This window comes from Parafilimonas sp. (assembly GCF_047606085.1).
GTDB lineage: Bacteria > Bacteroidota > Bacteroidia > Chitinophagales > Chitinophagaceae > Parafilimonas.
On the sequence record NZ_JASGEX010000120.1, the window covers coordinates 1 to 14,130 of the forward strand.

The following is a 14,130-nucleotide window of genomic DNA, read 5'->3' on the forward strand; positions in this document are numbered from 1 at the left end:
ATAATCGCACTTATACACTACATGAGATTGCTTCTTATACTTGCTCATGCAGCAAATTTAAACATACGGCATAGCCACGAGTACATAACCACCGCCAAAGGCGGTGGTTTTTCGAGAACTAATAAAGGGGGGCGCTGAAAAACTAATACCCTGGATTTTGCTCCATATTTTCATTTACATCCATTTCTTCCTGAGGTATTGGCCACAGGTAGTTTTTGCTTGCATCAAATGTGTTTGTGCTGATAATATTAAATATTTCATCTCCATTACTATATACCGGTTCTCCATATTGGCTAATATCAGGGGTGATGGCATCATACCAGTAGGCTTCTTTTCTTCTTCCATATACATTTCCGGGCATGATATGTTCTGCATATTCCCATCTTCTTATATCAAACAGGCGGAACCCTTCATTTGCCAATTCAACCGTGCGCTCATATCTCACCACATCACGAAGCTCGTCCTGCGACATGGAAATGCTTACAGAAGGCATATTAACGCTTGCTCTTGTTCTTACCTCATTGATTGCGTCAATTACACCCGCATCTATTTCGTCTAACTCTATTTTAGCCTCTGCATAAGTAAGCAATACTTCTGCATAGCGCATCAGTATAACGCTCTTTTCAGAGGTAGTTACATTATCAGGAAGATCTGATTCGTCTAAATACTTAAGCCACAGGTATCCCGTAAAAGTTGCATAGGCATTCGTCACTTCCAGGTTTTCTACCCTTGTTGTGTCTGTTCCGTTTGCATAATATGTCTTAGTGCTATCAGGATGCGTCATAAAGAGATAATTATTAAACCATACGCCCGGCCTTATAATTGACTGATCGAGCCTCGGATCCCTGTTTTCAAAAGGATTCAGAGGATCATAAAGTGAAGATTCATCTATAGGTTTGCCATCCGTGCATTCATACATATCCACCAGCATCTGCGTCGGCACCAATATACTGTATCCGGGAGCATTTCTCGGGCCTTCTATCTGTGGAATATTGTTTGTTTTTACTCCCGTGAGATATGGGAGCGGCAAGATGATTTCGCTGGCGCTTTCCCCCGCATAATGAAACAAATCTTCATAGCTGGAATATATGCTATAAATGCCCAGGTCTATAACCGCTTTTGCGGAAGCAGCGGCTGTTTCATAATCACTTTCATCAAGCGCCAGCCGGGCTTTTAGCGTGAGCGCCGCACCTTTTGTTGCCCGGCCTTCGTCAGACCCGCTCCAGCTTGAAGGCAGGTATAAAGTAGCCGTATCCAGGTCGTCATACAAATGTTGCACAATTTCTTCTTTAGCAGTTCGTGGGAGATCTGAACTGTCTAATGATAACATTGTTGTAACCCAGGGAACACCTCCGTATAATTCTATCAGATAGAAGTAGCAAAAGCTTCGTAAAAACAAAGCCTGCCCCCTGATTTGATTATAGTAATCTGCTTCTACCACATCTTCGGCACGGTACATATTTTCAAGAATATTGTTGCACATGGAGATACCGTTATACCAGTGTTCCCATGTAGAGCTGAATATACTTGCAGATGTGGTGAATTGCCCGGATTGTACGGTTTGCACATTTGCATAATCTCCGCGAGACCAGGCAATATCTGTAGTTGCATCCAGGTACAGATAGTAGGGCATATTTCCACTTTCCCACCAAAGTGTGGTATAAGCACCGTTTATAGCTAAATCAAGCTCTTCCTGGGTGGAGAAAAAACTTTCATCAGAGGGAGAATCCAAAGGAAGCTTACTTAAAAGATCCTTGTTACAGGCAAACAAAACAGATATAAGGAATATAAAAATTAAATGACGTGATTTCATTTTATGCAGATTTGATATTAGAAGGTAATGTCTATGCCAAAAGTGTAAGTGCTGCTAATGGGATAATAAGTAGCATCTCCGCTGCTTCGCTCCGGGTCCCAGCCTTTAGGCATGTGGTTAAGCGTTAGCAGGTTATCGCCTGCCAGATAAACCCTGATTTTTGAAAAAGAATGTTTTGTTACCCACGATTTTGGAAGGGAGTAACCAATTTGCAGATTCTTAAGCCTGGCATAGGCTGCATTATATACCCACCAGCTTGAGTACTGGAAATTATTGCCGCTGCTTTCCGCTATAAGACGGGGATATTTGGCGTCTGGATTATCTGCTGTCCAGTAATCCAATTGCCATTTCTGGATAGGCCCCGAGTTATAAAAGGCCCATACAGCATCGTTATAAAGCAAAACACTTCTTTTTCCTATACCCTGTACCAAAAGATAAAGATCAAATCCTTTATAATTGAGCATAAGGTTTAGTCCATAAGTATAACGGGGAATCTGATTTCCAAGCAACTGCCTGTCGTCTGAATTGATTACATCATCTCCATTAACGTCTTCATATTTTATATCACCAGGGGCATTTACCCCAAACTGCACAGGAGATGCGGTTACTTCGTCTTCGCTTTGAAAAAGCCCGATTGCTTTGTATCCATATAAAGAGTTTATGGGTAATCCTTCCTGTACAATTGAATAACTGCTGATATAAGGGCCGGTGCCCTTAAGATCTGTTACTTCATTTTTAACGTCTGATAAATTAAAGCCTATGTTATAATGCAGTTTTCCAATATTGTCATTATAATTTACCTGAATATCCCACCCGGTATTCTTTACTGATCCTGCATTTTGATACGGCGCATTTAACCCGGTGGTTGAAGATACCGGTAATTCCAATAAAATATCTGTTGTATTTCTTATATAGTAATCAAGCCCGGCGCTTACCTTATTTTGAAACAACCCAATGTCTATACCAATATCTTTTGTAGTGGATGACTCCCAAGAGAGGTCTTTATTGGCCATGTCATCCTGTGAAGCGCCAGAAGCCACTGCTCCGCCGAAAATATAATTAGTGCCTAAGTTAATTACCGAAGCAGTTGGATATGTCCCTATTTCCTGGTTTCCCAATTTCCCCCAGGAAGCCCGAAGTTTAAGATTAGAAAGCCAGCCGATGTTTTTCATGAATTTCTCCTCTGAAATCCTCCAACCCGCAGAAAAAGAAGGAAAATTTCCATAACGGTTTCCTTCTGCAAACCTGGAAGAGCCATCCCTGCGCAAATTGGCTTCGAAAAGGTATTTGCCGGCGAAATCGTAATTCAACCTGCCAAAATAAGATCGCAAAGCCCATTCTGAAGCAGTTCCGGAATTTTGCCAGTTCTCTGTTGAACCGGCGTCTAACTCCTGGTATTCTGTGAAAGTATAAGTGTCCCTGTAAGCACTGAAATAATCATTTTTATAGCTGATTTGCTCATATCCTGCGAGAAAATTTAAATTATGCTTACGGAATGATTTATGGTATTTAAAAAGCAATTGCAGGGTATTCTGCCATGTTCTCGAATCCTCCTCTGTAAGGCTGCTTTTAGAAGGCACTGTATAAGCAGGCTCATCACCGTCCGGGCTATAAGTTTCCACCGCTTTTGCAAAATTCTTAGCCCAGGCATCATTGTATTGCGGCGTAAAATTTAACCCAATATCAGCACCAGGGAAGATCTGGTAATTTACCTGAAAGGTACTCTGTAAATACTCATAGTTTGTTTGGTTAATACCGCCTTCTTTTGCAAATGCCAGCGGATTGGTTCCGGTCCACCCAACGCCATATTTGCCATTGGTTAGAATTGCCGGATAGATAGGCGGCGTATGGTTTACCCTGTATATAATGCGGGTATCGCCGGACTCATTTGGTGAATAGGTGGGTGAATGCCTTCCTGATAAATATATTTTTAACTGTAAATTCTTTAATACGCTCATTTCAGCATTCAAACGAAAGGAATAACGCTCAGACTCGTAATGAGGCACTACGCCCTTTTGATCCTGGTAAGCAACCGATCCCATAATTTTAAGCATCCTGCTGCCACCTGTAACACTTAAATAATGATGCTGCAAAAACCCGGAACCAAAGTACACTGTTTTTTGCCAGTCAACATCCGGATAATGATCGGGATCAGTGTCTTTATTTTCCAGATATTCCTGAAGATACGCATCTGAATAAAGCACATCTCTTCCTTCATTGGTATAAGCCTGGTTTAGCGCTGTCATATAAGTATATCCGTTTGAAAACTCCGGCAGATTGGTAAATTTTTGCCACCCGGCATAAGCATTGTAGTTCACTTTTAAAGATTCACTGTTTCCTCTTTTGGTAGTAATAAGAATTACACCGTTCGCTCCTCTTGAACCATAAATTGCCGCTGATGCAGCGTCTTTTAAAACAGAAATATTCTCAATATCGTTAGGATCAACGCCATCTAAAGCGCCCTCTATGCCGTCAATCAATACCAGGGGATCGGCATCATTTAATGTACCGATACCTCTTATCCGGATAGTGCCCCCGTCAGCTCCCGGCTGGCCGGAAGTCTGGCTTACAGTTACTCCTGGCGCTAATCCTTCAAGGGCTGCAGAAGCTCTCATAACCGGCCGCTTTGCCAGATCTCCACCGGCCACAGATAATACGGATCCTGTCAGATTTACTTTTTGCTGTGTGCCATACCCAACAACTATAACGTCGCCAAGATCGTTGGCAATAGTTTTCAACTGAACATTTATTACTGTTTTACCCTCAAGCCTTACCTCCTGCTGTTCATAACCCTGGTAAGAAAAGCTTAAAACAGCATTGGCGTTTACATTATTTAAAGTAAACGAGCCGGAAGCATCGGTAGCTGTGGCTTTGGATGTGTTCTTAATGGTAACTGTAACACCTTCCAAAGCAATACTGCTATCGTTCAAGACCTTGCCGGAAACTTTTGATAAAATATTTTGTGCCTGTAAAGAGTTTACCGGCATATTAAAGAGAAACAGCATTATAAGCATTAAGCTGAAGTAAGCTTTACATAGCAGTAGAGTTTTCATATATGCAATCGTCTTTTTGTTTTTAACAAGCAGTAGTGAATAACACGGGCAAAAATAGAAGGCGGGTTATTTGAACAGCTATTTTATGCCTGTTTCCGCCAACAGGATGTACCGGCAACGATACCGCAAACGAAACCGGTAGCTGCCGTTATCAATAAAAAAATTAAAAAGATTAAGAAGCTGTCTAAAAATGATTTCTGAGGTTTTGTATGATGCTAAAAAATATAAACGCTCTTGCACGTCTTTCCCCCGCCGCGGCGGGGGAATCTGCTTTAGACTTTAAGCGCAGATACCCGATCAGGTCGGGTATGACGACCGACCTTGTTGTGCTTTATTCATACCCTTTAAAACGTGCAAACATGCTTAATGGTGTTTCAAAATTCTATTTTTAGACAGCTTCTAAAGTATGCCTTAAAAATATCGTTGCCCGGCTGTTGGGCAAATCCTTATTTTTATCGCATTTAGCAAACAATGCTTGATAGAAGTCTAACGAATTAATGCCGATGATACGCTGTATTAAATGCAATATGGTGCATGCCATTTCAAAATCAGGAAAACTCAGGGGCAAGCAGCGGTATTACTGTAAAGACTGTAATATTTATTTCACCATACATGATGCATGTAAAGAAGATTTGCCGGACAATAACCATAAAAGACATATAGCAACTATAGCAGATATTGCCAGGGCTTTAAATGTTTCCAAATCAACTGTGTCAAGAGCACTGCATGAACATAGTGACATTAATGAACAAACAAGGCAGGCAGTTTTGCAAATGGCAAAAGAATTGGATTACCAGCCTAACCTGCTTGCCAAAAGCCTGGTGCAAAATAAAACCAATACCATAGGCATTATTGTACCTGAGTTTCTTACTTATTTTTTTCCAACGGTTATTATAGGAGCACAGCAAATTGCATCAGCAGCAGGGTATAATGTTATTATTTGCCAGTCGCAGGAATCATATTTCACAGAAGTTTCCAATGCCAATGTTTTAATAGCAAACAGGGTAGATGGTGTGCTAATTTCAATGTCAAAGGAAACCAGAAATATAGATCATTATAAACGGTTTGAGCGGCATGGCATCCCGGTTGTTTTCTTTAACAGGGTTTGCGATGAAATGAATGTGCCCAAAGTGCTGGTGAATGATTACAACGGTGCATTTAAGGCAACGGAACATTTAATAAAGAATGGATATAAACGCATTGCGCATATAGGCGGCCCTGCCAACCTGCGGTTAAGCCATAACCGCTTAAACGGCTATAAAGACGCTTTAAAGAAATACAAGCTTCCTATATTGGATGAATTGATCACAAGCTGTGATCTTTCCAAACAAGACGCTGTTAAAAGCGCTAAATATTTGCTTGGCCTGCCGGAGCCACCTGATGCTGTTTTTTGTGTGAACGACCCAACCGCTATCCAGTTAATCCTTACAGCCAAAGCCAAAGGCATTCATATACCGGAAGAACTGGGCGTGGTTGGTTTTAGCAATGATCCTATTGCCGCTATTATTGAACCTGCATTAACGACAGTGGAACAACCCGTAGCTGAAATGGGCAGAAAGGCAATGCAGTTGTTGATAGATATATTAAAGGGAGATGCCGGCAAAGGCGAACCAGCCTACCTGTCTCTAAGCACAAAACTGATTCTCCGGAAATCGTCTGTAAAACCAGCCGGCATAAAGATATTTTCAATAAAAACAGCGCAGTAACCAGACGGGGAAGCTGAAAGCAGCATCGTCACTAAGCATTCACAGGTTTCCCCATCTTATAATCCCGGATATTAACCCTGTTATTACAGAACCGGTATTCATTCTCATCATTGCTGGAAATAATAATCAATCTTCCTGCGCTATGATTTTCAATCCATTTATAATACAAGGCATAGCCTGAAGCGTCCAGGTTGGTGCAGGGCTCATCCAGCAAAACAACCGGCACATCAGAAAAAAAAGCCTGCGCCAGTTTTAACCTTTGTTTCATACCGCTGCTGAAAAAACGGATTTGTTTATGGGCGGCATTCGCTAAATCTGCTTCCTCTAAAATAGCTTCGGCGGAAAGGTTTTGTATGAATTTTTTAAAGTTGATATGAAAGAGCAGGAATTCTTTTGCCGTCATTTCTTCAATCAGCTCAAGATAGGGTGCAGCTATGGAAATGTAAGCATGTGTTTCTTCCGGCTGTATATTTTTGCTGTTCAGCAGCCATTCAATACTGCCTTCATTTACAACAGAGAAACCTGCAATGGCCTGCAGCAAAGTGCTTTTGCCGCTTCCGTTCGGGCCGGTTATGGCATATTGTATCCCGGGCAAAAATTCGTAACTGAGATTGCGAAAAATCCACTCACGGCTAAAACGTTTGCCTGCATGGGTAAGCTTTATATTCATGTTGATCGCAAACAAAGATAGGAGGAGGCACGCCGCGGAGAGAGAAAAACTTACTATTCGTCTTCAGCTTCCGTTTTGGTATATCTTTTTATAATGCCCCTTTCGCTTTCACGTATAAACCCTACAATCTCGTCGCGTTCATCGCTGGCAGGCATTTCTTCTTCAATATATTCCAGCGCTTTTGTTGTATTGAGGCCTTTATTGTAAATAACGCGGTATATATCGAGAATGGCATTTATTCTGTCTAATGAAAAGCCTCTTCTTTTAAGGCCAACGCTGTTAACGCCGCCGTAACTAAGCGGGTTTCTTATGGCTTTTATGTATGGCGGCACATCTTTACGCACAAGGCTTCCGCCTGCAATAAATGCGTGCTGGCCAATTTTTACAAACTGGTGAATGGCGGTAAAGCCTGCCACCCAGGCATAATCGCCCATTACTACGTGACCGGCCATCTGGCTGTTATTGCTCATAATGCAGTTGTCGCCAACCACACAATCGTGGGCAATATGGCTATAGGCCATGATAAGGCAGTTTTTGCCAACCGTAGTTTTCCAGCGATAGCTGGTGCCGCGGTGTATGGTTACAAATTCTCTTATGGTGGTGTTATCGCCTATTTCAACGTAGGTATCTTCGTCTCTGTATTTTAAATCCTGCGGAACGGCGCCTAAAACAGCGCCGGGGAAAATGCGGCAATTGCTGCCGATTTTTACGCCTTCCATTATAGTTACGTTGCTGCCTATCCAGGTACCGGCGCCAATTTCAACATTTTGGTGAATTACGGTGAACGGATCAACTTTTGCGTTTTCAGCAAGCTTTGCGTTTGGATGAATGTACGTATGCGGATGAATCATTTAATATTGCATTAATGAATGCAGGATTGTTTTAACGTAAAACGCGGCAAAGTTAGCCGTTCATATTTAATATAATGCTAAATTGGCTAATCAACTTTTACGAGCTGTGCCACAAGGTTTGCCTCTGTGGCTACCTTACCGGCCACATACACAGTACCTTTCATATCGCAAATACCCCTTCGGATAGGCCCGTTTAATTCCATTTTAAGTACCATAGTATCGCCAGGCACTACTTTTTGCTTGAATTTGCAATTATCTATTTTCAGAAAATAAGTATCGTATTTACCTTCCGGCATGGCGTTGATGCAAAGAATGCCGCCGGTTTGCGCCAGTGCTTCAATCTGCAAAACGCCCGGCATTACGGGATTATTGGGAAAATGCCCCTGGAAAAACCATTCATTAAAAGTTACATTCTTAATACCGATTATGCGTGTATCGGTGAGCTCGATGATTTTATCAACCAGCAAAAAAGGAAACCGGTGCGGCAAGGTCTTTTCTATATAATCAAGGCCAAAAACGGCTGGTTGTGCTGCATCATATACCGGCACATCTTTTAAATGCTTGTTCTTCCGGATATATTGTTTTATTTTTTTGGCAAATGCCACGTTGCTGCTGTGGCCAGGCCGGTTGGCAATAATATTGGCTTTTAAAGGATAGCCCACCAGGGTAAGATCGCCCACTATATCGAGCAGTTTATGCCTCGCCGGCTCATTCGGAAAACGCAGTTCCAGGTTATTCAGATAGCCTTCGCTCTTAACTTCAATTTTATCTCTTTTAAAAACTTTTTGCAGGCGCTTTAATTCGGCATCGCCTATCACTTTATCCACAATAACAATGGCATTATTAATGTCGCCGCCTTTTATCAGGTTGTTATCCAGCAGCATTTCCAGTTCATGCAAAAAACAAAAAGTGCGGCAGGGTGCAATTTCCGTTTTAAAATCATGCATGTTTTTTAAACCGGCATGCTGCGTGCCTAATACGGGGCTGTTGAAATCTATTAATGTAGTGATGCGGTAATTGGTGGATGGCAGGGCTGTCATTTCCACTCTTTTCTCTTCATCGAAATAATAGATGTTCTCCTCAATGCTGTACCATGCTTTTGCAGCTTCCTGCTCTATCACGCCGGCTTCTTCAATATGCGCGATGAAAGGCTGGGAACTGCCATCCATAATGGGTATTTCGGGGCCATTCAGCTCAATTAAAACATTGTCAACGCCCATGCCGGTAAGGGCGGCAAGTAAATGTTCTATCGTGCTTACTTTGGCTTCACCAATCTGCAGGGTGGTGCCGCGGCTGGTATCGGTTACAAAATCACAGTCTGCTTTTATAGCTGATGCGCCCGGCAGATCTGTACGCTGAAACTGGATGCCGAATCCCGGGTGGGCTGGATTGAGTTTCATGTCAACCAAAACACCCGTATGTAAACCGGTGCCGCTTATGGTGATGGCTTTTGCTAAAGTGTGCTGTTTATCTGGATTAAAATTTACATCCATTCTTTCAATTTTTTATACTGGGTTTTTTCAATATGAATATTTGCCGGCGCGCAAAGCTAAGATTTCTGGTTTGGGTATTAGTTTTTAGAGGATGGGGATGATATAAAATCAACTTAAAAGTTGATTTTTTCCTGCATTAGCTGCCGAACCAGCTTTTCAAGCTCAGCAAGCCTTTTTTCCATTTGTGGAAGGTTGCGGGTTAAAGCCTGGCTGCGCAGGGCGCTTGTATAATCGTAAGCCGGCGAACCTGTTACCGCGGTATTTTTTTCCTTGATTGATTTTGATACGCCGCTTTGCGCATTTATCTTGGTGCCATCGGCAATTTGCAAATGGCCTACAATGCCTACCTGCCCGCCTATCATGGCATTCCTGCCTATTTTGGTGCTGCCACTAACGCCGGCCTGCGCTGCAATTACCGTGTTGCACCCTACTTCAACATTATGGGCGATTTGAATAAGGTTGTCAAGCTTGGTACCTGAATGAATGATGGTGGAACCAACTGTGGCGCGGTCTATGGCTGCATTGCAGCCTATTTCAACATTATCTTCTATAACTACATTGCCTATCTGCGGTACTTTTTTATAGCCTCCGTCTTCCTGCGGTGCAAAACCAAAGCCGTCGCCGCCAATAACGGTACCTGCATGAATGGTAACGTTTTTTCCAATGCAGCAGCCGAAATAAATTTTTACGCCGGGATGAAGAATGGCATTGTCATCAATCTTCACATCGTTTCCTACATACACGCCGGGATATAATTTTACATTGTTGCCGATTACGGCATTAGCGCCAATGTAAGTGAAAACCCCTACAAAAACATCTTCGCCCAGTTGGGCCGATCCATCAATATAACTGGGTTGCTGAATGCCGGTTAACTGTGATTTCATTAACTCCTGATACACCTGCAACAGTTTGGCAAAAGCGATATAAGCATCCGGCACGCGAATGAGCGTTGCGGCAACAGGTTGTTTCAGTTCATAATTATCGTTTAATAAAACAACAGAAGCTTTGGTGGTGTACAGGAATTCTTCATACCTGGGATTGGCAAGAAAAGCAAGCTGCCCTTCTTTGGCTTCTTCAATTTTACCAAAGGAGGCTACTTCAGCATTTCCGTTTCCTTCTACCTTTCCTTCTATAAACTGGGCAATGCGTTCTGCATTGATCTTCATACATTAGATTTTATTGTTCCTGTATATGGCATCATATAAAAATAGGCAGCGTTAAATTAATTGACAAATGTAAAATTTTTTAACGGGCATGGAAAGAGTTTTGTGGATCAGCGGATCGTCAACCTGCGATATATCTTTAACCGTTCCATTTTTTGAAATAATGTTTATTTGTTCGTCCTGCAGCCGGTAAGTTGTGTTCATCGCCTCGCCGGTAAATACAAAATAACCGGCTTCGTGCACCGATATGTTCATTTTTGCGGCTGTTTGTTTTCGCTTTTCTTCAATTTCATTTTCATCAAAAGCCCGGGTTTGCAGCCTGCATTTATACAGCCGGCGGTTTAGTAAATTTTTACATAAGGTGGAAAGCACCTTATCCGGGTGGCTGCTCCATTTCTTTATGGCAAACATTACATCGTGATCGTCTGTAAGGCAGAATTTTTCAAGCGCTTCATCGTTCATTTCAGAAAAGGTTTCAAAAAAATAATCAAGCGTGGCATTCAGCTTCAGGCTGCCGTCAAAAATTTCCCTGGCCCGCTCAATAATTTTCACCACCATTTTTTCTGCTGCCAGCACGGTCTTATGCAGGTAAACCTGCCAGTACATTTGCCTGCGCGCCACTAAAAATTTTTCTACGCTGTAGGTAGCTTTCTCTTCCACCATCAGCTGGCCTTCATGCACGGCAAGCATTTTTAAAATGCGGTCATAACCAATCACGCCTTCGCTTACGCCGGTAAAAAAGCTGTCGCGGGTTAAGTAATCCATCCGGTCCACGTCCAGTTGCCCGCTTATTAGCTGATGCAAAAATTGTTTGGGGTATTTATTGGTGAAAATGTCAATTGCTGTTGTTAGCCTGCCATCCAGTTCATTATCCAGCTTTTGCATGATCTGTAAGCCGATTGTTTCGTGGTGAACGCCGGGTACAAGAACATGCTCCAATGCATGGGAGAAAGGGCCGTGCCCGATGTCGTGCAGCAATATGGCGGATTTGGCACCCATTTCTTCTTCATAACTAATATCAATGCCTTTCTGCCTGAGCTCATGTATGGCAAGGCAAATTAAATGATAGGCGCCCAATGAATGATGCAGCCTGGAATGCACAGCGCCGGGATATACCATTTGCGCCAGGGCCATTTGATAAATGCGCCTTAACCGCTGGTACCAGGGATGGTCAATAACTGCAAAAAGCAGCGGGTCGTCAATGGTTATAAAACCGTAAATGGGATCGTTGATGATCTTTCTTTTTGATGCTGGCATTACTGTTGAGGCTTTGTTAAATCGGCCATTAATAACATGTAGCTGTACAAGAACGGAGTTTTAAAAAGATAATTTTACAACTACACTTGTTTACAAAGATTGTAACATTTTGATTGAAAACTGTAAATCTGACATCATACATCATAAATTATTTATATGGCTGTAGCAACTATACTCTGGGTAGATGATGAAATAGAAAACCTTCAATCGCAAAAACTGTTTTTGGAGAACAAGGGTTATGAAGTGCATACCCGCACTAATGGTTTTGATGCGGTTGATTTTGTAAAGGATAATACACTGGATATTGTTTTGCTGGATGAAACGATGCCCGGCATTACAGGTCTGGAAACTTTGCAGAAGATAAAAGAAGTAAGAAATATCCCGGTGGTGATGATAACCAAGAACGAAACCGAGAACCTGATGGAGGAAGCTATTGGCAGCCAGATAACCGATTATCTTATTAAGCCGGTTAATCCAAACCAGGTGTTGCTTTGCCTTAAAAAGATCATTGATAATAAGCGGCTGGTTGCAGAAAAAACCACTTCGGCTTACCAGCAGCAGTTTCGCAATTTATTCATGGCGCTGAACAGCAATCCTGACTATAACGAGTGGATGGATATTTACAAGAAGCTTGTGTACTGGGAGCTTGAAATGGAAAAAAGCAACAGCCCCGAAATGCAGGAAGTTTTTCAAACCCAGAAACAGGAAGCCAATACAGAGTTCTTTAAATTCATCAGTAAAAACTATGCTAACTGGATTGGCGGCAAAGGTGCACCTGTGATGAGCCATACTTTGTTCAAACAGAAAATTCTGCCGCAGGTAAAAAAGGGGGAAACCACTTTTTTTGTGCTGATAGATAATCTTCGCTTCGACCAATGGAAAGCCATACAGTCCATTTTTATGGAAAGCTTCCGTATAGTGGAAGAAGATACCTTTTACAGCATTTTGCCTACCGCCACGCAATACAGCCGCAATGCCATTTTTGCCGGCCTGCTGCCGGTGGAAATAGAAAAGCTTTTCCCCGCACAATGGAAAAACGACGATGAAGAAGGCAGCAAGAATTTATATGAAGAAGATTTTTTCAGGGTGCAGCTAAAGCGTTTAAAGAAAGATGATTTAAAATTCAGCTATACAAAAGTATTGCATCATAATGACGGCCAGCAACTGGTGAGCAATATTCACAACCTGCTGAATAATGACCTGAATATTGTTGTTTACAATTTTGTGGATATGCTAAGCCATGCAAGAACGGAAATGGAAGTGCTGAAAGAGCTCGCCGGCGATGAAACCAGTTACCGCAGCATTACCAGGAGCTGGTTTGAGCACAGCCCGTTGCACCAGGCCTTAAAGAAGGTGGCAGATAAAAACATTAACCTGGTGCTTGCTACCGATCATGGCAGCGTGCGCGTAAATACGCCCTGTAAAGTTATTGGCGATAAACAAACTACGGCCAATCTGCGGTACAAGCATGGCCGCAATTTGAATTATGAGGCAAAAGACGTGTTGGCGTTCAGGGATCCGCGGCAGGCCGGCCTGCCGGTGCCAAACGTAAACTCTTCTTATATTTTTGCAAGGGAGAACGCTTATTTATGCTATCCCAATAATTATAACTACTACGTAAATTATTACCGAAATACCTTTCAGCATGGCGGCGTAAGCATGGAAGAAATGCTGATTCCCTTTGTGAGAATGACGAGCAAATAAAGCCTCTCCCCAAACCCCTCCCCGAAGGGAAGGGGCTTAAAACACCCAAATAAAAATCAAACAAACTTTACAGCGGCTAAAAAGCCCTTCCCTTTGGGAAGGGTTTGGGATGGGCTGCTTTCATTCATCATCCTCTTCATAAAAAGCATCTTCGTTGCTGTAATAAGCATTGGTCCATTCCTTCATCTTTTCATCGCTTAACAGCTCCACTATATCAAAAACAGGATCGGTTTTTCGCTTCCATTCCTGCACAATGCTTTCATGGTACTTTTCCACATACATGCAGTAGTCGCTTACCACCTTTACCTGTAATAGAATCAATTCTTCATTTTCTTTTTCCTGAACCAGGTAAAAATAGCCCGGTTCCAATAATGCATACGAATACATAGCCTGCCCTCAGATTTTAATTACAAAAAATAA

10 protein-coding genes are annotated in these 14,130 nt (G+C 42.3%); 2 read left to right on the top strand and 8 right to left on the bottom strand.

The features are described 5' to 3' along the window. Positions 1-142 precede the first annotated feature (142 nt). Together QM629_RS10415 and QM629_RS10420 are read right to left on the bottom strand one after the other, a co-directional pair. Complete coding sequence (locus QM629_RS10415; protein WP_415159804.1) at positions 143-1,813, bottom strand: RagB/SusD family nutrient uptake outer membrane protein; 1,671 nt, start codon at positions 1,811-1,813, stop codon at positions 143-145. 17 nt (positions 1,814-1,830) lie between these two features. After that, positions 1,831-4,866, bottom strand: coding sequence for a SusC/RagA family TonB-linked outer membrane protein (locus QM629_RS10420; RefSeq protein WP_415159805.1), 3,036 nt, complete (start codon positions 4,864-4,866; stop codon positions 1,831-1,833). 503 nt (positions 4,867-5,369) lie between these two features. Here QM629_RS10420 and QM629_RS10425 point away from each other — a divergent pair. Beyond that, positions 5,370-6,572 carry a LacI family DNA-binding transcriptional regulator gene (locus QM629_RS10425; RefSeq protein ID WP_415159806.1) on the top strand — a complete coding sequence of 401 codons (1,203 nt, stop codon included), beginning with the start codon at positions 5,370-5,372 and terminating at the stop codon, positions 6,570-6,572. Between the two features lie 31 nt (positions 6,573-6,603). On the opposite strand, the gene QM629_RS10430 is transcribed toward QM629_RS10425, so the two are convergent. The 5 genes from QM629_RS10430 to QM629_RS10450 all read right to left on the bottom strand — a co-directional run bounded on the left by QM629_RS10430 (position 6,604) and on the right by QM629_RS10450 (position 12,006). After that, on the bottom strand, positions 6,604-7,242 hold the full coding sequence (locus tag QM629_RS10430) for an ABC transporter ATP-binding protein (protein ID WP_415159807.1): 639 nt from the start codon (positions 7,240-7,242) through the stop codon (positions 6,604-6,606). Between the two features lie 53 nt (positions 7,243-7,295). Then, a complete protein-coding gene (lpxA, locus tag QM629_RS10435; protein WP_415159808.1) occupies positions 7,296-8,093 on the bottom strand; it encodes an acyl-ACP--UDP-N-acetylglucosamine O-acyltransferase in 798 nt (265 codons plus the stop codon). 86 nt (positions 8,094-8,179) lie between these two features. Next, the gene (locus QM629_RS10440; protein WP_415159809.1) at positions 8,180-9,586 is read right to left on the bottom strand and encodes a bifunctional UDP-3-O-[3-hydroxymyristoyl] N-acetylglucosamine deacetylase/3-hydroxyacyl-ACP dehydratase; all 1,407 of its coding nucleotides are present in this window, start codon (positions 9,584-9,586) and stop codon (positions 8,180-8,182) included. Between the two features lie 113 nt (positions 9,587-9,699). Next, complete coding sequence (gene lpxD, locus QM629_RS10445) at positions 9,700-10,752, bottom strand: UDP-3-O-(3-hydroxymyristoyl)glucosamine N-acyltransferase (RefSeq protein ID WP_415159810.1); 1,053 nt, start codon at positions 10,750-10,752, stop codon at positions 9,700-9,702. 51 nt (positions 10,753-10,803) lie between these two features. Further along, the gene (locus QM629_RS10450; RefSeq protein WP_415159811.1) at positions 10,804-12,006 is read right to left on the bottom strand and encodes an HD domain-containing protein; all 1,203 of its coding nucleotides are present in this window, start codon (positions 12,004-12,006) and stop codon (positions 10,804-10,806) included. A gap of 156 nt (positions 12,007-12,162) precedes the next feature. Between QM629_RS10450 and QM629_RS10455 the strand changes: the two genes are divergently transcribed. Further along, entirely contained in the window at positions 12,163-13,710 is a 1,548-nt protein-coding gene (locus QM629_RS10455) for a response regulator (RefSeq protein ID WP_415159812.1), read from the top strand. 120 nt (positions 13,711-13,830) lie between these two features. Here the strand turns inward: QM629_RS10455 and QM629_RS10460 are convergent, their stop codons facing one another. Continuing rightward, entirely contained in the window at positions 13,831-14,097 is a 267-nt protein-coding gene (locus tag QM629_RS10460) for a hypothetical protein (protein WP_415159813.1), read from the bottom strand. Positions 14,098-14,130: the final 33 nt, after the last annotated feature.

Coding starts and splice junctions, on each gene's coding strand:
- QM629_RS10460 (WP_415159813.1), bottom strand. CDS start 14,097: ATGTATTCGTATGCATTATTGGAACCGGGCTATTTTTACCTGGTTCAG.
- QM629_RS10450 (WP_415159811.1), bottom strand. CDS start 12,006: ATGCCAGCATCAAAAAGAAAGATCATCAACGATCCCATTTACGGTTTT.
- QM629_RS10420 (WP_415159805.1), bottom strand. CDS start 4,866: ATGAAAACTCTACTGCTATGTAAAGCTTACTTCAGCTTAATGCTTATA.
- QM629_RS10455 (WP_415159812.1), top strand. CDS start 12,163: ATGGCTGTAGCAACTATACTCTGGGTAGATGATGAAATAGAAAACCTT.
- lpxA (WP_415159808.1), bottom strand. CDS start 8,093: ATGATTCATCCGCATACGTACATTCATCCAAACGCAAAGCTTGCTGAA.
- lpxD (WP_415159810.1), bottom strand. CDS start 10,752: ATGAAGATCAATGCAGAACGCATTGCCCAGTTTATAGAAGGAAAGGTA.
- QM629_RS10430 (WP_415159807.1), bottom strand. CDS start 7,242: ATGAATATAAAGCTTACCCATGCAGGCAAACGTTTTAGCCGTGAGTGG.
- QM629_RS10440 (WP_415159809.1), bottom strand. CDS start 9,586: ATGGATGTAAATTTTAATCCAGATAAACAGCACACTTTAGCAAAAGCC.
- QM629_RS10415 (WP_415159804.1), bottom strand. CDS start 1,813: ATGAAATCACGTCATTTAATTTTTATATTCCTTATATCTGTTTTGTTT.
- QM629_RS10425 (WP_415159806.1), top strand. CDS start 5,370: ATGATACGCTGTATTAAATGCAATATGGTGCATGCCATTTCAAAATCA.